The organism is Gottfriedia acidiceleris (assembly GCF_036421055.1).
Classification (GTDB): Bacteria; Bacillota; Bacilli; order Bacillales; family Bacillaceae_G; genus Gottfriedia; species Gottfriedia acidiceleris_C.
This window is the reverse complement of the sequence record NZ_JAZGQS010000007.1, coordinates 186843-207673: the sequence shown is the minus strand read 5'-3', so window position 1 is coordinate 207673 and position 20831 is coordinate 186843. Positions and strand designations below refer to the sequence as shown.

Sequence of the window (20831 nt, the reverse complement as noted above, 5' to 3'; positions counted from 1 at the left end):
AGTTTGGATAAAATCATTGTCCGTGGCGGGAAACAGCTTCAAGGCACAGTTCGTGTAGAGGGTGCAAAAAATGCTGTCTTACCAGTTCTTGCTGCAGCGCTACTAGCTAGTGAAGGAAAAAATATAATTCATGACGTACCAACTCTATCTGACGTTTACACGATTAACGAAGTTCTTCGTAATTTAAATACAGAGGTTGGGTTCAAAAATAATACAGTAACAGTTGATGCTTCAAAGGATTTACATGTTGAAGCACCATTTGAATATGTTCGTAAAATGCGAGCATCTATTCTTGTAATGGGACCACTTTTAGCAAGAAATGGTCATGCGCGTGTAGCGTTACCAGGTGGATGTGCGATTGGATCTAGACCAATTGAACAGCACTTAAAAGGATTTGAAGCAATGGGGGCTCAAATTACGGTTGGTAATGGTTTTGTAGAAGCAAAATCAAACGGTCGTTTAAAAGGGGCAAAAATCTATTTAGATTTCCCAAGCGTAGGTGCAACAGAAAATATTATGTCTGCAGCATCCCTTGCTGAAGGAACAACAATTCTTGAAAATGCTGCAAAAGAACCTGAAATTGTTGACTTAGCAAACTTCATTAATGCAATGGGTGGTAAAGTTCGTGGTGCTGGAACAGGCACTATTCGAATTGAAGGTGTACCAACATTATTTGGTACAACTCATCACATTATTCCTGACCGTATTGAAGCTGGAACATTTATGGTAGCAGCAGCGATTACGAATGGAAACGTATTGATTGAAAATGCAGTTCCAGAGCATTTAAGCTCAGTTGTAGCGAAAATGCGTGAAATGGGAGTAACAATTATTGAAGAGGAAGAAGGTCTTCGTGTAATTGGTACAGACAATTTAAAACCTGTAGACATTAAAACAATGCCTCACCCAGGCTTCCCAACAGATATGCAATCACAAATGATGGCACTTCTATTAAAAGCTAATGGAACAGGCATGATTACTGAAACAGTATTTGAAAATCGTTTTATGCATGTGGAAGAATTCCGTCGCATGAATGCAAATATTAAAATTGAAGGTCGATCAACTATTATTCATGGACCAAATGATCTTCAAGGAGCAGAAGTAGCTGCTACGGATTTACGTGCTGCTGCATCACTTATCCTTGCTGGCCTTGTTGTTGATGGATATACTCGTGTTACTGAATTAAAACATTTAGATCGTGGTTATGTAAATTTCCATGAAAAGCTTGCTGCACTTGGAGCGGACATTGAACGTGTAAACGAACCAAGCACAGCTGTAGAGGAAGAAACACTAAAAGATTTACAAGCGTAAACTAAAAACTAATTCAAATGCCTGGCACTTTGTGTAACCCCACATAGAGTCGGGCATTTTTGCATTTTCATGCAACTTTCTACTATCAGTTATAGACAGAAACCTTATAAAATATTCTAAAAATAATACAATTTGTTAAAATAAATCAATCTATTATTTGTTCTAAATGCTTGTCCATATACATAAATTAGCTTTAGAAAGGGCAATTAGTTGAAAATTGTCATTTAAAGTTGTGTGAAATGGATAGGAGGAAAATATGAAGTCATTTAAAACATTAATCACTGCAGGATTAACTACTTGCTCAGTCGTTATTATTATCCCTACATTGCTTGTTCTACCATTTCATAGCCATACAGATGGTAGATTGGTTGATCAGCTACAGAAAAAAGCAAACCAAGTCGCAGCAGCGAACAAAAATGACAATCTAACTATTGAAGTTTTTAGAACAAAAACACAAAGAGTTGAAAAACTACCAATCGAGGAATACGTATTAGGAGTAGTAGCATCAGAAATGCCAGCAAAATTTGAAACAGAAGCACTAAAAGCACAAAGTTTAAGTGCAAGAACATTTATCATTAAACGTTTGAAAGAAGGAAAACCACTTGATGAGGGTGGAATTGTTGATGATTCAGTTAATTTTCAAGTCTTTCAGGATCGCGACGATCTGAAGAAAAGATATGGCGCTGAATACGATAAAAATATTGCTAAAATTGAAAAAGCTGTAAAAGCCACTGAAGGACAAATATTAACTTACAATGGACAACCTATAACTGCTTCATTCTTCTCCACAAGCAATGGATACACAGAAAACTCCGAAGAATATTGGAAAAATAGTGTACCATATTTAAAAAGCGTACCGAGTCCTTGGGATTCCGTTGCTCCAAACTATCTATCAAAAAAATCATTTACAATAAGTGATTTCGAAAAGAAACTTAATGTAAAGGTCAATAAGTCAGACATAGGGAAAGTCATTTCGAGAACAAAAGGTAAACGTGTAGAAGAAGTGGCGTTTGGTAAAAAAACTCTTTCAGGGAAAGAAATTAGAGAAAAACTAAACCTCCGTTCAACTGATTTTTCTTGGGAACGTTCAGGTAATGAAATCATCATTACAACAAAAGGTTTTGGCCATGGAGTAGGCATGAGTCAATACGGAGCAAATGAGCTTGCTAAGCAAGGAAAAACATATGATGAAATCGTTAAGTATTATTATAAGGGTATCACCATCAACAAGCTTAGTAGGAAGGATTATGACCTTTTAGAGAAGCTTTGAGAATGGTATATTAAGACAGACCTCAAAAAGGTCTGTTTTTTTGTGTGTAATCTCGAAAAGAAGAAAATAACTTAAAAAACACTCTAAATCGAACTAAGATTCTTCCATTTAGAGTGTTTTTTTAATAAAGTATTTACTTTGGGAAATTAAGAAGTTTAATCGAAGAAATTCTAGTGTTTTGCAGTATGCAGGTTCAATCTTTGTTCCTTAAGATATTATGATATTACACTATATTTCCACTACTCTTTTTAGCTCTTACTGCTTTTGAGCATATTTATAATAAAAATATCCTACAAATGGACGTACCTTTATGTTTTTTACATTTGATTTTTGCAAGTATACATAGCCAGCTTGGTATACTGGAGCAATCGCAGCATCATCTAGTAAAAGGTCTTCAGCATTATGAAGGAGCTGAGTACGTTCTGTTTCGTTTTGTAAGCTGATTGTATTTGCTTTTTGAACAAATTCGTCATATTGAGCGTTTTTGTAATTTAATACATTTAAAGCTGATTTAGATGTAAATAGCTCTAAATAAGTTGTTGGATCAGGATAATCTGCACCCCATGTATCTAAAGATAGATCATAATTTCCTTGCTGACGTAATTCGAATTTTTGTTGTGCAGGTTGTACGACAATATTAACAGTTAGACCTTTTAAATTTGTTTCTAATTGTGACTTTAAATATTCACCAATTTTACGAGATGTATTGTTATCACTTACAAGTAATGAAATAGTAGCATTTGACTTACCACTTTCAGATAAAGCTTCTTTAAAAAGTGATTTAGCCTCCTCTAAACTTACTGCAGATGGATGAGATGTTGAGCTAACAAAGTCCACACCTTTCGAGTTTTTTACTAAACCTTTAGGAATAATTCGATCAGTAGGAATAGAACCATCGTTTAATAGCGTTGTACTAATGTCCTCTTTATTAAAGCCATTTGCGATTGCTTTACGAACCTTTAGATTTGCTAAAAATGGATTTTTTTGATTAAAGCTGATGTAAGAGATAATTGGCATAGCTAGTTTTTTTAATTCTTTATTCCCTTTATAACGGTCGATAACATTAGAATCAATAATCGCTTGGTCAAGTTCACCTGTTTCATAGAGATTAACTGCAGTTGTTGTTTCTTTCATAATTTTTACGTCAATTTTATCGACATGGACATTCTTTTTATCATAGTATTGTGGATTTTTTGTCATTGTGAATCCAGCTTCATGATTCCATTTACTTACAACGTAAGGACCGTTATATAAAGTTGTATTTGCTTCTAAACCATATTTGCTACCTTGCTCCTTAACGAATTTTTCATTTAACGGGAAGAACATCGGTAAACTAGTCAGTTGAATGAAATACGGAATAGGACGTTCAAGTTTAATTTGTAATGTTTTATCGTCTAGTGCAGTTACCCCGAGTTTATCCACAGGTAACTTTCCTTGGTTAATTTCTTTTGCATTTTCAATATCATATAAATCGTATGCAAACTGAGCTTTAGTATTTGGATCAATTGCTCGTTTCATAGCAAATACAAAGTCTTTTGCTGTTACTGGATCTCCATTTGAATATTTAGCATCTCTTAAAGTAAATGTATAGACTTTACCATCCGTACTAACTTTATGTGACAAAGCAGCAGCGGGAACGTATTCTCCTTTTTCATTTGGCATATATAGACCTTCCATCACACTATTAAGTGCGTTTAATGATGGTCCATCTAAAGCTAGTGAACTATCAAGACTGACAATATCTGAAGTATCCATTAAATGTAGCGTGTGATCATTTGATTTCGAAGCGGACTGATTTGATTGTTGTCCACAGCCTGCTAGTGCCAATGTAAGTAATAAAGTCATTGATATGAAGGTTTTCTTAGTAAAGATCATTTTATTTTTTCTCTCCTTATTTTTGGGTACAAAAAAAGAGTCCCCGCCTTATAGAAAGGACGAGGACTCCCGTGGTGCCACCTTAATTAGCCTAAATACATTTAGACTCACTTTGCAGTATCAAAACAAATGAATTGAACTACCTTGTGACAAAAAGCAGTATCGAAACATGAGTTTGAATACCTGTCTCTTTTATCGGTGAGACGTCCGCCAAAGCCTACTGCATAAAAATATGGTTCGGTTTGGGTGCTCAGAAGCCCATTCAAAAATATGTCCGTACTGACTTGCACCAACCGTCAGCTCTCTGAAACTTTCATATAATCTACTCTTCTTCATCATCGCAAAAAATATATAATGACTGAATAATTTTGTAAGTTTAAGTTTTTAATACATCGTACAAGCTTGTATTGTGATTATATTTTGTAAAAAAGAAAAATGCAAGAAAAATATATTATTAATTTCATAATGAGAGTTATTAACTTATCCACAAATATTGTGTATAAACCTTATGAAATTGTGGATAAATCGCTTTCATTTGTTAATATATTTCTAGTTTATTGTGGATTAATGTGAGTTAGTTTGAAATTGTGTGGAAAAATAAGAATTTTGTCGAACTAAAATTTTCTAAATTGCGTATATAATTCCAGAAATCTGTTGACAATGATTGCAGAGGTGATAAGGATGAGAGAGGAACAAAACAAAAAAACTTCTCAAAAAGTTATTAAAATGTTAAGAAAGCGTTGGGTAGTACCAGCAATTTATTTAGTGAGTGCGGCAGTAATTTTGACAGGTGCGTTATGGTATCAATACAGTAATGCTCCAACTCCAACAAAAACTGGAACTACAGTTGATACGAGAGAGCCTGAAGCAATTCCAGCTTCACAGCCAGAAGAAAAATTAACTTACCCAGTTTCAAAGGATGCAACAGTTCAAGTTAAAAGTCATTACTATGATGACTCTGCTTCAAAAGATGAACAACAAGCATCATTAATTCAAATGGATAATAATACTTTCACGATCAACACTGGTATGGATTTAGTTGATAAAAGTGGAAAAGAATTTGATGTCACTGCAGCCCTTAGTGGTACTGTTACAAAAGCTCAAAAAGATGCTGAGCTAGGTTATGTAGTTGTAGTAGAAAGTGGTAACGGATTAGTTTCATATTACCAAAGCCTAAAATCTGTAAGTGTTGAACCAGGAACAAAAGTTTCACAAGGACAAGTTCTTGGTACAGCTGGAACAGCTTTAATTGGCAAAGAAAATGGCATTCATGTTCATTATGAATTACGTAAAGATGGTGTAGCAATTAATCCAGAGAAATATCAAGGACAAGATGTTTCATCAATTATTAGTTCTGAAAATACAAAAAGCGAAACAAAAGAATCTAATACAATGAATACTTCTGGTAATGTATCAGATGACAAAGAAGAAGGTTCTTCTAATAAAGATTCAGATGGAAATAAAATTCAACAATAATAATTAAGCAATTCACAAAGTGCCTAACACGTGGGAATCATACCCCATATGTGTTGGGCACTTGTTTTTTTCTGATAATTGTGCATAGTTAGACACCTTTGCTAATACAATGTTATAAACCCATCAAAGAGGTGTTTGAGGTGAGGAATCGTGGATTTTCTACCTAGTCAAAATAAATGTACCTCAGCAGGTCAGTCAGAGCAGGAAAAAGAGCAGCTTAGTCAGTCAAAACGAGTCTCATTTCACGCTTCTCACATCCATTTAGAGGAGGAGAGTAGTGTGCACGATTACATCAAAGAGAGAACGATCAAGATTGGGAAATATATCGTGGAGACGAAGAAAACCGTTCGTGTAATAGCGAAAGAGTTTGGAGTGTCAAAAAGTACAGTACACAAAGATTTAACAGAACGCCTACCGGAAATCAATCCAGATTTGGCAAATGAAGTAAAAGAAATTTTGGATTATCACAAATCAATTCGTCACTTACGCGGTGGAGAAGCTACAAAGCAAAAGTATCAAAAAGAAGACGTTGAGAAAGTAACTAAATAGGGTTTCTGAGCCTTGAAAACAAAATTAGAAATATTTAACCTCCTGTTCACAAATATTAATTACTAAAAGTAGTTCTTTATGGTAAAATTATATTTTGGTATGGAACGTATTCGGGGAACTGCTCATGAGTATAGTGAATAAGGAGGAGCCAAAAGGAATGTTTTCTAAGGATATCGGAATAGATCTTGGTACAGCCAATGTCTTAATACATGTTAAAGGTAAGGGAATCGTGTTAAACGAACCTTCTGTAGTTGCAATAGAGCGTAGTAGCGGTAAAGTATTAGCAGTAGGGGAAGAAGCAAGCCGCATGGTAGGTCGTACACCTGGTAATATCGTAGCAATTCGTCCACTTAAAGACGGTGTAATTGCTGACTTTGATATTACTGAGGCAATGCTACGTCATTTTATAAATAAATTAGATGTAAAGGGATTCATGTCAAAGCCGCGTATTTTGATTTGTTGTCCAACAAACATCACATCTGTTGAACAAAAAGCAATTCGTGAAGCTGCTGAAAAGAGCGGCGGTAAACAAGTTTATCTTGAAGAAGAGCCAAAGGTTGCTGCAATTGGTGCTGGAATGGATATATTCCAACCAAGTGGTAACATGGTAATTGATATTGGCGGTGGGACAACCGATGTCGCAGTTTTATCGATGGGAGATATCGTCACCGCCTCTTCAATTAAAATGGCAGGGGACAAGTTTGATATGGAGATTTTAAACTATATCAAGCGTGAATACAAATTGCTAATTGGAGAGCGTACTGCAGAGCAAATTAAAATTGAAGTAGGTACTGTTTTCCCTGGCGCAAGAAATGAATCAATCGATATCCGTGGACGCGATATGGTAACAGGACTACCTCGTACAATTACTGTACAATCTGATGAAATTCAAAGAGCATTAAGTGAACCAGTTTACTTAATCGTACAAGCTGCAAAAACAGTATTAGAGCGTACACCACCTGAATTATCAGCTGATATTATTGATCGTGGAGTTATTCTTACTGGTGGCGGAGCATTACTTCATGGAATCGATATTTTACTTGCTGAAGAATTAAAAGTACCTGTTTTCATCGCTGAAGATCCAATGCAATGTGTTGCAGTAGGTACTGGTATTATGTTAGAAAATATTGATAAAATTCCAAGTCGTTACTTAAAATAAAAATCTCAAGCTATATGGCTTGATTACACAATGAAATCTCAAGCATATAGCTTGGGATTTTTTTGTTTGGAATTTATTAGGGGCAGTTATGTTTGTATGAAAAATGTTTAGGTTTTGTAAAGTTAAGTTGAACAAGAAGGTAGTCAAAGTTGCAATAGAGAAAAGGAATGTATTAAAGTTTAAAAAGCGCCATTTAAAGTTTAAATTAAGTAATTGTAAAACGTGGATTTACTAGATCATTACTACATATGATTTAATACTTAAAACTCTAATATCTTAAAATTATGTAAATGCTCCTCTAGCTTAACTTGGGAATTGATCTAAAAAATCGAAAGTGTTGATTCGTTAAAAATCAAAACTGAATTTGCAATTTGAAGTAAATTTTAAAACTTAAATTAGTCTTACTTTAGGAATTATTAAAGTTTTTTTTATCTTTACTGATTAATTGTATAGGATGGGGATGAACGATGACGCATATAGTTGTTGCTGGTACGGGATATGTTGGTCTTACTACAGGAGTTTCATTTGCTACAGTTGGTTACAATGTAACGTGTGTTGATATTGATGTTGAAAAAATTGAATTACTGCAAAAAGGAATTTGTCCTATTTTTGAACCGGGTTTAAAAGAAGCATTAGTAGAAAATAGTTACCTTAATAAAATTGAATTTACAACAAATTACAAAGAAGCTTATAGTCATGCAGATATCATATTCATTGCTGTCGGTACACCCGAACTTCCAGATGGAACAGCAAATTTGCATTATTTAAAAGGTGTTGCGAAAGAGATCGCAGTTAATGCTAAAAAAAATCTAACAGTTGTTATTAAAAGTACTGTTCCAGTTGGAACGAATGAGGCAGTTAAGAGAATAATGTTGGAAAATGCCCCTCCGCATTTAACGATTGATATCGTATCAAATCCTGAATTTTTAAGAGAAGGTTCTGCACTATACGATCTATTTAATGGTGATCGAATTGTCATTGGTTCCGAAAGTCAAAAAGCAACGGAATTGATAAAGGAATTATATAAGCCATTTAATACGACTATTTATACAACAGATGCAAGAAGTGCGGAGATGATTAAGTATGCATCTAATGCTTTTTTAGCTACTAAAATAAGTTTTATTAATGAAATTGCCATGATCTGTGAAAAATTAGATGCTAATGTTGATCATGTTGCTCATGGTATCGGACTAGACCACCGAATCGGTTCAAAGTTTTTAAAAGCCGGGATTGGATATGGAGGGTCTTGTTTTCCAAAGGATACGACTGCTTTAGTAAAAGATGCTGAGCTAGTAGGTATAGACTTAAAGCTATTAAAATCTGTTATTACAATAAATAATCAACAGAAAATAAAACTATTCGAATTAACAAAATCTCTTTTTGGCAATTTAAAAAATAAAGAAATTGCAATACTAGGAGTTAGCTTTAAACCAAATACAAATGATATTCGACATGCACCTTCTATCGATTTAATTAATCAGTTCATCAGAGAAGGTACTAAAATAACAGTTTATGATCCGTATGCTTTACCTGAATTAAGAAAAGTATTCGGTGATTCCATAAATTATTCAGTTAATGTGAAGGAAGCTATTCATGACAAAGAGGCCACTTTTATTTTGACTGAATGGAAAGAAATCGTAGAAACTGATCTCCAACTGTATAAGGAGCTAATGAAGCTTCCTTTAGTTATTGATGGACGTAATTGTTATGAGTTAACTAAAATGCAAAAAAAGAACATCCACTATTACTCAATCGGTCGGAAACCAGTGAATCCAATCCCACAGCTTATAAGTAAATAATTAATAAGTTGGTAGATAATGCACGGCACTTCGAAGATCAAGCAACCTAGAGTGGGGAAATTTTTATAACAAAAGTGAAGCAGGCTGTCTCATGAGACAGCCTTTTTTTGTGTGCAAAATAAACGATATAGAAAACAATACATTAAATGAAATATTTTGGAAAAAGTATAAGAATAATAAGCCATGATTATGGGGTGGTGGGAAAACGTGTTTAACTACAAAGAAACCAATAGTGCAGCTACAAATAAAAAAATTCCATTTCAAAATAATATATCCCGTTCTTTGAGTAAGGATATTTTAGAGAATATAAAAAGAATAAAAGATGATTTTGGAGATAGCTCTGACCTTGTGATTCGTCATGAAACACTTGGAGAAGGCATGCAGTATTCATTTGCTGTAATTCATATTGACGGAATTTCAAATGAGAAATTAGTGAATGATGGAATCATTAATAAAATCGTTAAAATTAATGCAGAAAAAGAAACAACGCTGTCATTAACAGATTTAGAGAATGGTTTAAAAAGCGTAATCGCCGTTTCAAGTTTAAAATCTCAATCAAGCTATACAAATCTCTTATCAGCATTACTAATTGGCGATACCGTTGTTCTTTTAGACCATGATAGTAATTTCTTAGTCGCATGTACAAAAATGGTGCAATCTAGAAGCATATCAGAGCCTTCAACGCAAACTGTAATTCGAGGACCAAAGGATAGCTTTACAGAAAGCTTACGGACAAATACTTCTCTAATTCGTAATAGAATTCAACACCCAGCGCTGCGAATCGAGTCAATGAAGATAGGTGAAGTAACGAGAACTGACGTAGAAATAATGTATATAAAAGGTGTTGTAGATGAAGAGTTGTTAAGGGAAGTAAAACATCGTTTAGAGGCTATTAATGCAGATGAAATCTTAGAATCCAGCTATATTGAAAACTATATTCAAAACGATCAAAAGACTATTTTCCCTACAATGATTAACTCAGAGAGACCTGATGCTGTAGTAGGTAACTTACTGGAAGGACGTGTTGCAATTTTTATAGCTGGTACTCCGTTCGTCTTAATTTTACCAGCGACATTTACACAGTTTTTTCAATCGCCAGAGGATTATTATCAAAGCTCGTATATTGGTACTTTTTTAAGATTGCTACGTTATATGTCCTTTTGGACTGCCTTATTTGCACCTGGAATTTTCATTGCCATTACTTCATTTCATCAGGCAGTAGTTCCAACGGTTTTATTAGTAAGCTTAGCTGCCCAACGTGAAGGTGTGCCTTTGCCAGCAATTGTTGAAGCTCTTGGTATGGAATTAATATTTGAAGTGTTACGTGAAGCTGGAATTCGAATGCCAAGAGCGGTTGGACAGGCGCTTTCAATCGTTGGAGCATTAATCTTGGGGCAAGCAGCTGTACAAGCTGGATTTGTATCGGCGTCAATGGTAATCATCGTATCAATTACTGCGATTGCTAGCTTTACGATCCCTTATTATAATATGTCAACAGCCGCTAGGATTCTACGGTTTATATTATTATTGGCAGCAGCTTATATTGGTTTATTTGGAATTTTGATTGGCGGTTTAATTATATTATTACATATGTGTAGCTTACGAACTTTTGGAGAGCCATATTTTGCACCCTTTGCTCCATTCCGTATAAAAAGTCAAAAAGATACTATATTAGTTGTACCTAGTCAAGGGAACACAAAAACGGTTAAAGAACAAAGTTCTGGAGAATAAGTATGAAAAGAAAATGTATGATCTTAATTCTAATTTCAAGTTTACTTTTGGTGAGTTGTTCTAATTATAAAGAATTAAACAGTGTATCGATCGTGGTAGCTATGGGTATTGATTATATACCTAAAGAAAATCAATACAATATGGTTCTTCAAATCATTAATCCGAGTGCAATTGCTAGTGTAACTGGTTCGATAGGTACACCAATTGTTTCACTAGTTGAAAAAGGTAGAACAATTTCGGAAGCTGCTCGAAACGCTACAAAAAGTGTTTCACGATCAAATATCTATTCTCATGTAGCACTCGTTGTCATTGGTGAAAACTTAGCAAAAGAGAAATCATTAAACTATATATTTGATGTGTTTGAGCGTGATTCCAAAATACGTGTTAATATTCCGGTCATTATTGCAAGGAACGACAGTGTTTACCGAGTAATGAATAACTTGCCAGCACTTGATAAATTACCAGCTAAGTCGATCGTAGGAAAAATTAAAAATACGTCATCTCTTTTAGGGGAAAATCAAGAAATACAAATGCGCCAAGTAATATCAGCTCTTTCAAGTACTGGTAGAGAACCTGTCATTAATGGTGCTATTTTAGAAAATGAATCCAAGACATCTGAAACACTTGATAATTTCTCAAGTGTGAAATCATCCTATAACAAAATTGAGGGGTTAGGCGTTATTAGAAAAGGAAAGCTAGTAGGGTGGTTAGATGGCGCACCGGCAAAATCCGTACAAATAATTGATAATGCAATAAAAGAAACAAATTTACAAATAAAATGCAGCAAAAAAGAATTTGATTCCATGGAGCTCACACGTGTGAAAACGGACACGAAGATTAAAATGAAAGGTAAAATACCAATCATTCACATAAAAGTAAAATCGATCGCCATTATTGATGAAGTACTTTGTAATGACAATTTTGATAAAGCAAACACACTAAAAAAATATGAATTATTAAGTGAGAAAACGATAAGGCAAACCCTAGGTGAAGGAATAAAAAAAGCACAAGGATATGGTGCAGATATTTTTGGGTTTGGCGATAAACTACATTTATCAGAGCCAAAGGTATTTAAAAAATATGAGAAAAATTGGAATGACCAATTTCAAAAAGCTAAAGTGAAAATTGATGTTGATGTCCAAATAAATAATGTAGGTATGAGGAAAAAAGCTTATCCATTTTAGAAAAAGAAGGGAATGCTAATGAATCGAAAATTATCAATTGGTGCTTACCAATTCTTTAGTATTATATTTTTATTTGAAATGGGGAGCGCTACATTAGTAGGGCTTGCATCCGGTGCAATGCAGGATGCTTGGATTAGTGTTTTAATCGCTTTAGTTACTGGATGCTTACTATTATGTGTATACATTAAATTATTTGAACTATATCCCGAATTACCATTTACGAGATATATTCAATCTATTTTAGGGAAGTTTGCAGGAAAATTACTAGCAATGGTTTATATTCTCTATTTTATTTATATTGGAGCACGAGTACTTAGAGACTTTGAAGAATTACTAGTGATTACACTTTACAATGCGTCCTCTCTTATTTCAATCGGCATATTATTTATGTTTTTATGTATGTATTCAGTCTTTAAAGGCTTTGAAGTATTCGGTAGATTATGTGAGTTTCTGTTTATGGTAATCATTTTCATAATTGTATCAATAATTGGTTTTGAGGTAATTGCAGGAATCATAAAAACTGATAATCTAAGACCCGTACTAGAGACGGGTTGGAAAACGATCATAAAAGAAGCGTATCCTTTGACTGTTACATTTCCTTTTGGTGAAATGATTGTATTTACAATGATTTTACCTTATTTAAAGAAATCGGATTATGCATGGAAGGTCGGTATTCCGTCACTAATTTTTGCTGGTTTGCTTTTAACATTCGTAACAATGCTTAATATTTGTGTTTTGGGAGCAAATACGGTGGTAAGAGCTACTTATCCTATCTTAACTGCAATTAGTTATATTAATATTGCTGATTTTATTCAAAGACTCGATTCAGTCGTTGTCATTGTTATTGCTATAGGGGGATTTATTAAGATAACGGTTTTCTTCTTTTGTGCAATCATCGGAGCGGCAGATTTATTTAAAGTGAAAAAATCGGATACACTGACATATCCAATTGCAGTAATCATAGTAATTTGTTCCGTATGGATGGCACCTGATTATTTAGAGCACTATAAAGAAGGGTTTGACATTGTACCTTACTATTTACATATACCTTTACAAATCATTATTCCTACTGTACTGTTGGTCATTGCAGTTATCCAAAAAAAAGCAAAAACAAAAACAAAAGAGGATGCAGCATAGACTCTAACTGCATTCTCTTTTGTTTTAATTAGAAGTATTTTGATTTTGTTCTTGATTTCGTTTCTTTTTCAGTTTTTTCATATACGATAGGACGATTTTGGCAACGCCGAATGGAACGGTAAAGAAGAAAATTAATACATAATCTTCACCTACTAGTTCAGTTTTGCTAAGCTTTATATTCGTTAATAAGTGAGGAAATTGATCCCCATTATATAAGTCGATTCCTTCCAATAAGCACATCTCTAGTATAAATAAACATAAAAATACCCAAAACACCTTCAATGCGAAGCACCCCATTTATAATGACTAATTACAATTATTTTGCTATATGGTGACAGTGATTATACGAAAAGTTGGGGAAACTTCAATAAAAGACTATGATTTATTATCTGAAAATTTAGTATATAATAAGAAGAGTGTAAAAGGGGGGAAATCCAATTGATACAAATATTTAAAAATAAGAACTTTTCTTGGTTATTTTTAGCGAATTTTACTTCTCAGCTTGGTTCTGTAGTAGGGATGACAGCATTTATGTTGTACCTATTAAGAAAATTTTCAAGTCAGCCATACTATGCTACAATAACCGAGCTAATGTATACCCTGCCAATGATCTTTGTTTTCTTTCTAGTAGGTGTAGTAGCAGACCGTTTAAATCGAAAGAAAATAGCAGTTAATTGTGACTTTATAAGCGCAGGTTTATCAATTATTCTACTAATAACGATGATGCAGGATTGGATTTACCTATCATTTGGAATTCTCTTTTTAAGAAGTGGTGTTTCTAAATTTTTTCAACCAGCTCAATCTGCGTTATTACAGGGGATATTAACAGAAGATCAATATGCTATATCAGCCGGTTTAAACCAGTTAGTTAGTAGCTTATTTATGCTTTTTGGCGGAGCAATTGGAACTTTCATATTTTGGACACTTGGAGTAGAAGCAGCGATCATCATTGATATGATTTCCTTCTTTGTATCGGGACTATTTATTTTATTAGCAAAAGTTTCAAAGGACATTACAAATCCGAATGGAGAGCATAAACTTAAAGACATGAAATTTACAGTAGTCTTAAAGGATTTTAAAGAGGGATTATACTACATAATCAATCATTCATTACTTAGATCACTGTTAGCTGGTTTCTTTTTGTTTGGTGTAATTAATGGTGGATTCTCAGTTATGCCATCATTTATTTTAAAATATAAACTAGCACCTTCAAACTATGAAGAAATGTTAATTTATATTGGAGTAGCCTTTGGTTCGGGCGTTTTAATTGGAAGTATAGTTGGATCAATGCTTGCGAAGAAAATGCCACTCCCATATATGATCATAATTGGGCTAATTATTTCTGGTTTATGTGTTGTTGCAGGAGGTTTTTCTACTACTACATATGCCTATATCATTTGGCAATTCATAATCGGGTTGGCTTTACCTGTTATTAATATTGGTATTGGAGGATGGTTCCCTAAAATTGTTGAAAAAAAGATGATGGGAAGAGTTCAAGGCTGGATATCTCCCATTATTTTATTCTCCCAAAGCATCACATTAGGATTAATTGTAGCTTTCTATCCTTCGATTTTAAAAATTGAATGGCTCCATGCCATAGTAGGCGCTAGCTTGTCGATTGTAGGTATTTACTATTTATTTATACTGCCTAAGTTTCTTAGAGCTGAGGCTATTAAAACCGTAAAGGTTGAGAAAACGGTAAATCAATAAATAGAATAAAAAAAGACAGATATTAAAGGCGATTACCTCTTTTATACCTGTCTTTTAGTATGAATTTGTATTTATAAACTAAACAATCTTTTAAAAAAATTTGAGCTAAATAATTAAAGGGCTGATTTATTATTTGAACTATGTTTGTATAAAACTGATTTGCGACTTTTTTGGATCCAGTAGCCAATTGATACTAATATGACCCACGGAACACCAATTTTCCAAGCTGAGTTCCAATCCGGTGAAAAGGCCATAGTAATTAAAATCCCACTAAGTAGTAGTATTCCGATCCATTGAAGAAATGGAAAGAGTGGTGCTTTAACTGGTAATGGTTCCTTATAATGAAGGTGAACGGTTTTTCTAAAACGAAGATGGCTAATTAAAATCATAAGCCATACTAAAATTCCACCAAAGATTGAGATACCAAATAACTTGTTAAATGTATCTGGGTAGTACATAGACAATACAGTTGCGATTAATACACCTGCACTTGAAATAAAAATGGCCGTTACTGGCGTACCATTTTTAGATAATTTACCAAATGATTTTGGAGCATAATCTCCACGAGATAAGGAGAATAACATACGAGATGTTAAGTACAAGTTAGTATTCATACTAGATAGTGCAGCGGTTAAGATAACAAAATTCATAATGCCAGCCGCATATCTCACACCAGAACTCTCAAAGACTTTTACAAACGGTGATCCAGAAACTTCATGGGCACCTGCTTGCATCCAAGGAATAACAGCAACGATGATTCCTAATGATAAAATATAGAATAAAAACAAACGTAGAACCATACTCTTCATTGCTTTAGGGATTGCTTTTTTTGGATCTTTAGATTCCCCAGCTGTTACAGCGACAATCTCTACTCCATAAAAACTAAAGATTGCCATAAGTACTGCCATCCAAACGCCTTTAAATCCATTAGGTAGGAACCCGTGCTGATCGGTATAATGGTGAAATCCTACAGAGTGTGAATGCCCAATTCCAAATAAGAGCGAAACCCCAAAAACTATGAACAGTACAATAGCAACGACTTTAATCATTGCAAACCAATACTCGATTTGACCAAAATTGGAAACTGACCTACTGTTCACAAGGACTAAAGCAATACCGAATCCAAGTGTCCATAACCAAACAGGAATACTTGGGAACCAATACTGCATGTACAGTCCAACCGCAACAGCTTCTCCACCAATTGCAATCACTTGTGCCGCCCAATATGTGTAACGAATTAGGAAACCTGACCAAGGATTTAAATACATCTCTGCATAAGTACCGAATGAACCGGCTGTTGGGTGCACAACTGCCATTTCAGATAAACTAAACATCATTATGACTGCTATGAATGCAGCAATAATATAACTTAGAATAACCCCAGGTCCAGCGTATCCGATTGCAATGCCACTTCCCATAAATAAACCGGTACCAATTGCTCCACCAATCCCAATCATGGTCAGCTGTCTAGTCGTAAGCGAACGACTTAGTCCTCCTTCTCGTTCGATTACAGTTTTGTTTTCAATCATATTGTTTCGCCACCTTTCTTGAATTGTTTTCTATAAGATAACGTCCAATCAACACTTTTTCCGGCAATCAGTATACTAAAAAACGTGAGGAAAGTTCGCTGTAAACCTTCTCCGATAAAAGAACACAAAAGGACAATTCCATTTATAACCATCATCGTTTTCCCAATAGTAAAGTTCGGGAACTTTTTATTGATTACTACACTTGCTATATCAAGCCCACCAGTTGTACCACCTGCTAAAATCACGAGCCCAATACCGATTCCTGACAAAATTCCACTTAGTATACATCCTATTAACGGAAGATGAGGGCCAGGTAGTGAGGAGAAGAGGGTTAAGAAGAATGATAAACTACACATTCCAAGTAAACTAAACAATGCAAATGGTGCTCCAACTGCTCGGTATCCAATTAAAAATAGTGGTATGTTTAATAAAAAGTAAAGAATCCCTAGTGGAATAGGTATAAATTTAACAAGTAACATACAGATTCCACCAAGTCCAGGGGCCACAATTCCATTTGGTACCTGGAAAAAATAATAGGTAAGTGCGACCAAAATTGTACCGATAATTACCATTATTGATTTTTTAAAACATAATTTTTGATTAGATTTTCCTAATTGCATAAGCAATTTCCTCAATCGCACGTACAACTTCATCTTCAGTATTGTAGAAATGAGGAGCTAAACGTAAAACGTCATTTCGGGCAGAGACAATTATTTTTTTTGTTTTTAAGTATTTCTCAACAACATTAGCTTGTTCCACTCGAATTGCAGTGTTACTACCTTTTATTGATAAATCTGTTGGGCTAACAACGTTCAATCCGAGTGAATGCGCTGTTTCAATTGCAACAGTAGATAAGTAAGATAGATAATCCTGAATAGATGGAACACCAATTTGATTTAATAAAGAAATTCCTGCTTCAGCTGCATAAGCGTTTATCATCATTGGAGTTCCAGTATCAAATCTCCTTGTTCCTTCAGCATAATCAAGAAGATGCTGATCAAAAGCAAATGGATTTACCCGACTAAACCAACCAGTCGTTGGGGGTTGGAGAGACTCTGCTAGCTCTTTTCTTACATATAAAAAACTAATCCCGGGTATACCTAGTAAAAACTTTTGTGCACCTGTAGCGAGTGCATCGATTCCCATTTCTTTTACATCGATTGGAACACTTCCGGCAGATTGATAGGCATCGACAAATAGTAGTGATCCACTCGCTTTGGTAATGTTTGAAATAGCTTTGATATCCTGAATAAACCCATTATAATAAGACACATGTGGGACGGATGTAATAAGTGTGTTTGAATCCACTACTTTTTCATATTGTTCGATTTGAATTTGATGAAGATTTTCTTTTAAAAATGTTACGTTTGCGCCACGTCGTATTTGTGACAACCAAACGTGACCAATGCATGGGAAATCAATATCTGTTGTAACAACTTTATTTCGATTTCCAGTAAAATCTAACGACGCTGCAAATGATGAAGCGGCATCAGACACACTAGATAACACCGCAATCTCATCAGGCGAAGCATTTATTAAGGTAGCAAAGGCCACTTTTGCTTCATATACTTTGTCCATCCATCCTTCCCAGTCCATACCTTTTTCGGTCCAGCTTGTAAGGTAAGATTGAATACTTTCCTTGACCGGTGATGAGATTGCACTTTGGGAACAACTTGATAAATGAATTGTTTCAGATAAGGTAGGAAAAAGAGAACGCTTCTCTAAAAATGGGCTAGTCATATTGAATTCATCCTTTCATCGTTTTGATAACGTTTTCATTGTTTGATACATAATTAATTTGAGGTGACATATGAATCATCAATCCTTATGGTTTGAACAAGGCGAATGGACAGCAGCACCTTTTCTTAAAGTAGGTAAAGAACTGTCATTCTCACGTGAAGTTGTATTATTCCAACAAAATGAAAATCATCCATTTGTTTATCTCGTCCTTGAAGGGCGCATTCGTATTTACTTGTTATCACCTAATGGAGCAGAGCGCCATTTATATATCGTAGGGTCTGGTAATTTAATTGGAGAATCAAACGTATGGGCAGAAGAAGCATATGGATATAACGCTTCTACTTCCTCAATCGCACGTGTCCTTCGAATTCCAAAATCAACGTTTCACGATATCGTTATGAGTGAGCCAGAACTCATTCTTAAAACACTAAGATCGCTAAGTAACAAACAATTAGCTCTACTTCTTCAAACAAGATTAATGAGTTTTTCAGATGTAGGAGAGCGTGTCTTAACAATGTTGCGCCAATTAGCATCCTCATATGGTAAGGAAACACCAAAGGGTATAACAATTGCGATTCCATTCACTCACCAAGAACTAGCGTATGTGGTTGGTTCATCTCGTGTAAGCGTGTCTTATGTAATGAATGAATTATGTGAAAAAGGGTTCATTGAGAAACAAAATGGACGATACACACTGTTGTCCTAAAGACCAGCATTTCTTTCTTGTTCTAACTAAAATGATAAAAGAATCTGTATCTTTCGTCTGTCAAATACTTTACAAAATTTCTAATTTTTATAAATTTTCTGTAAATAAAACATACAAAATGGGAACAGTAGATAGCTTGAATAAGTTGGGGATGGCCCTTTACTTGTAGGCGATCACTACTAACTGCACTTAAAAGTGTAATAGATAGAAATTTACTGTTTTAACTCTTAAAGAGTAATCTGAGTAGTATTAGTAAGAAAATGAGTGGTTTCATTATTGGTTTGCGTAAACTAACAAAATAAGATAGTATTATATTTATAGCGTATAGAAGCTGGTCTTAAGACTTGCTTCTTTTTTATTAACATACTGAATCATTACAAATGGAGGACTACATAAATGTTAGATATTAAAGCAATTAAAGAAATTCTTCCTCATCGTTACCCATTTTTATTAGTAGATCGTATTATTGAGCACGAAGAAGGTAAACGAGCGATTGGTATTAAAAATGTAACTGCTAATGAAGAGTTTTTTAACGGTCATTTTCCTGATTATCCTGTAATGCCAGGGGTACTAATTGTAGAAGCACTAGCACAAGTTGGAGGAGTTGCGGCGTTAAGCCTTGAGCAAAATAAAGGAAAACTAGCATTATTTGCTGGTATCGATAATTGCCGCTTTAAAAGACAAGTAGTACCAGGTGATCAGCTAAGACTAGAGGTTGAACTAGTGAAAATGCGTGGACCAATTGGTAAAGGTAAAGCAGTAGCAACAGTTGACGGACAAATAGCTTGTGAAGCTGAACTTACATTTGCACTTAAATAAATAGAGTGAATAAAAAAGAAGCCTATTTTAAAAAATAGGCTTCAGACTGTTGACAAACGCTTGCAATCAGTCTGAAAATCAAGTTTTTAATACTTTGTCTACACACTGAAGCCTAATAGGCTTTTTTTTATTTTTAAGAGAAGGGCATTTAACTGTAATTCAAAGTGGCCATTCTTCAAGTATTGCTATTTTTCAGTAGGATACAGTTGAATATTGAAGTGCAAATTAAAAATTCTTATTAACTAGGTTGTTTTTTTCTTCTTTCGCCATTCTATTGCTTTTCTTTCTATTTCCTTCACAAAAGCATCTTTTCCATCCATATATCCATAAATATCTTTTGGAAATTTTTCAGCAAGCCGTGCTTTTAATTCCCCATATGCTTTCATCACATCTTCATGTGCACTTAAATAAGCAGGAACTGCAATATGACGTTCAATTTCTTTTTCATTGTCAAACTGATACATATGCATTTGATGGGTACGATTCTCGCCACCTTTTCGGAAGTATCTTCTGCCTGGAAGACCGAACTCACCAAGTCCTTCATAACCAATTTCGGCCAATTGATCATTATACTTGTCTATGTTTTTTATGTTTTTAACGACAGGTAACATATCGATAATCGGTTTAGCCTTTAAATTTGGAACTGATGTACTGCCAATATGATGTATCTCAATAAGTTCATCTTTTAAGATTTCACGTATGCGGTTAGCTTCTATTTGAAATAAGTATTTCCAATTCTCATCATGGTTTTTAATAATTACGTTCATTTCTGTGTTAGTGCTCATAATAGAACCTCCTTTTAATAGAAAATGGGATTATCTCTATACAATAATCCCATT

At 34.4% G+C, this 20831-nt stretch carries 18 protein-coding genes and 1 other annotated feature; of the genes, 12 read left to right on the top strand and 6 right to left on the bottom strand.

Annotated features, from left to right (window positions below; all coding sequences use genetic code 11):
• Window positions 1–3 precede the first annotated feature (3 nt).
• The gene (gene murA / locus RAH41_RS12880; protein ID WP_098231079.1) at window positions 4–1308 is read left to right on the top strand and encodes a UDP-N-acetylglucosamine 1-carboxyvinyltransferase; all 1305 of its coding nucleotides are present in this window, start codon (window positions 4–6) and stop codon (window positions 1306–1308) included.
• Window positions 1309–1564: 256 nt separating this feature from the next.
• Window positions 1565–2578, top strand: coding sequence for a stage II sporulation protein D (gene spoIID, locus RAH41_RS12875; RefSeq protein ID WP_331222902.1), 1014 nt, complete (start codon window positions 1565–1567; stop codon window positions 2576–2578).
• A 255-nt stretch (window positions 2579–2833) separates the two neighbouring features.
• Here spoIID and RAH41_RS12870 read toward each other — a convergent pair whose 3' ends face one another.
• Window positions 2834–4453, bottom strand: a complete 1620-nt coding sequence (locus tag RAH41_RS12870; protein WP_331222900.1) for a peptide ABC transporter substrate-binding protein — start codon at window positions 4451–4453, stop codon at window positions 2834–2836.
• A 52-nt stretch (window positions 4454–4505) separates the two neighbouring features.
• Window positions 4506–4801, bottom strand: a binding site (T-box leader).
• 333 nt (window positions 4802–5134) lie between these two features.
• Between RAH41_RS12870 and RAH41_RS12865 the strand changes: the two genes are divergently transcribed.
• From RAH41_RS12865 to RAH41_RS12835, 7 genes are all read left to right on the top strand, one after another.
• Window positions 5135–5929: a M23 family metallopeptidase gene (locus RAH41_RS12865; RefSeq protein ID WP_331222899.1), complete on the top strand. Its 795-nt coding sequence runs from the start codon at window positions 5135–5137 to the stop codon at window positions 5927–5929.
• 279 nt (window positions 5930–6208) lie between these two features.
• Window positions 6209–6478, top strand: a complete 270-nt coding sequence (spoIIID, locus tag RAH41_RS12860; protein ID WP_025569002.1) for a sporulation transcriptional regulator SpoIIID — start codon at window positions 6209–6211, stop codon at window positions 6476–6478.
• Between the two features lie 157 nt (window positions 6479–6635).
• Window positions 6636–7637, top strand: coding sequence for a rod shape-determining protein (locus RAH41_RS12855; protein ID WP_025569003.1), 1002 nt, complete (start codon window positions 6636–6638; stop codon window positions 7635–7637).
• Between the two features lie 467 nt (window positions 7638–8104).
• The gene (locus RAH41_RS12850; RefSeq protein WP_331222896.1) at window positions 8105–9436 is read left to right on the top strand and encodes a UDP-glucose/GDP-mannose dehydrogenase family protein; all 1332 of its coding nucleotides are present in this window, start codon (window positions 8105–8107) and stop codon (window positions 9434–9436) included.
• Between the two features lie 207 nt (window positions 9437–9643).
• On the top strand, window positions 9644–11167 hold the full coding sequence (locus tag RAH41_RS12845) for a spore germination protein (protein WP_331222894.1): 1524 nt from the start codon (window positions 9644–9646) through the stop codon (window positions 11165–11167).
• A 2-nt stretch (window positions 11168–11169) separates the two neighbouring features.
• On the top strand, window positions 11170–12351 hold the full coding sequence (locus RAH41_RS12840; RefSeq protein WP_331222892.1) for a Ger(x)C family spore germination protein: 1182 nt from the start codon (window positions 11170–11172) through the stop codon (window positions 12349–12351).
• An 18-nt stretch (window positions 12352–12369) separates the two neighbouring features.
• A complete protein-coding gene (locus tag RAH41_RS12835) occupies window positions 12370–13488 on the top strand; it encodes an endospore germination permease (protein ID WP_331222890.1) in 1119 nt (372 codons plus the stop codon).
• Window positions 13489–13512: 24 nt separating this feature from the next.
• Here the strand turns inward: RAH41_RS12835 and RAH41_RS12830 are convergent, their stop codons facing one another.
• A complete protein-coding gene (locus RAH41_RS12830) occupies window positions 13513–13770 on the bottom strand; it encodes a hypothetical protein (protein ID WP_098231086.1) in 258 nt (85 codons plus the stop codon).
• Between the two features lie 156 nt (window positions 13771–13926).
• Between RAH41_RS12830 and RAH41_RS12825 the strand changes: the two genes are divergently transcribed.
• Window positions 13927–15198 carry an MFS transporter gene (locus RAH41_RS12825; protein ID WP_331222888.1) on the top strand — a complete coding sequence of 424 codons (1272 nt, stop codon included), beginning with the start codon at window positions 13927–13929 and terminating at the stop codon, window positions 15196–15198.
• A 113-nt stretch (window positions 15199–15311) separates the two neighbouring features.
• On the opposite strand, the gene RAH41_RS12820 is transcribed toward RAH41_RS12825, so the two are convergent.
• Genes RAH41_RS12820 through RAH41_RS12810 form a run of 3 tightly spaced genes read right to left on the bottom strand, consistent with a single transcriptional unit; the run spans window position 15312 to window position 18467 of the window.
• Entirely contained in the window at window positions 15312–16727 is a 1416-nt protein-coding gene (locus tag RAH41_RS12820) for an amino acid permease (RefSeq protein ID WP_331222886.1), read from the bottom strand.
• Window positions 16724–17347, bottom strand: a complete 624-nt coding sequence (locus RAH41_RS12815) for a YitT family protein (RefSeq protein ID WP_331222885.1) — start codon at window positions 17345–17347, stop codon at window positions 16724–16726. The genes RAH41_RS12820 and RAH41_RS12815 overlap by 4 nt, the downstream gene beginning before the upstream one ends.
• On the bottom strand, window positions 17328–18467 hold the full coding sequence (locus RAH41_RS12810; protein ID WP_331222884.1) for an aminotransferase class V-fold PLP-dependent enzyme: 1140 nt from the start codon (window positions 18465–18467) through the stop codon (window positions 17328–17330). The genes RAH41_RS12815 and RAH41_RS12810 overlap by 20 nt, the downstream gene beginning before the upstream one ends.
• A gap of 70 nt (window positions 18468–18537) precedes the next feature.
• Between RAH41_RS12810 and RAH41_RS12805 the strand changes: the two genes are divergently transcribed.
• Both RAH41_RS12805 and fabZ read left to right on the top strand, forming a co-directional pair.
• The gene (locus tag RAH41_RS12805) at window positions 18538–19173 is read left to right on the top strand and encodes a Crp/Fnr family transcriptional regulator (protein ID WP_331222883.1); all 636 of its coding nucleotides are present in this window, start codon (window positions 18538–18540) and stop codon (window positions 19171–19173) included.
• 396 nt (window positions 19174–19569) lie between these two features.
• Window positions 19570–19992 (top strand): 3-hydroxyacyl-ACP dehydratase FabZ, encoded by a 423-nt coding sequence (gene fabZ, locus RAH41_RS12800; RefSeq protein WP_056469377.1) that lies wholly within the window; start codon window positions 19570–19572, stop codon window positions 19990–19992.
• 242 nt (window positions 19993–20234) lie between these two features.
• On the opposite strand, the gene RAH41_RS12795 is transcribed toward fabZ, so the two are convergent.
• Window positions 20235–20777: a GrpB family protein gene (locus RAH41_RS12795; protein ID WP_331222881.1), complete on the bottom strand. Its 543-nt coding sequence runs from the start codon at window positions 20775–20777 to the stop codon at window positions 20235–20237.
• Between the last annotated feature and the right edge of the window lie 54 nt (window positions 20778–20831).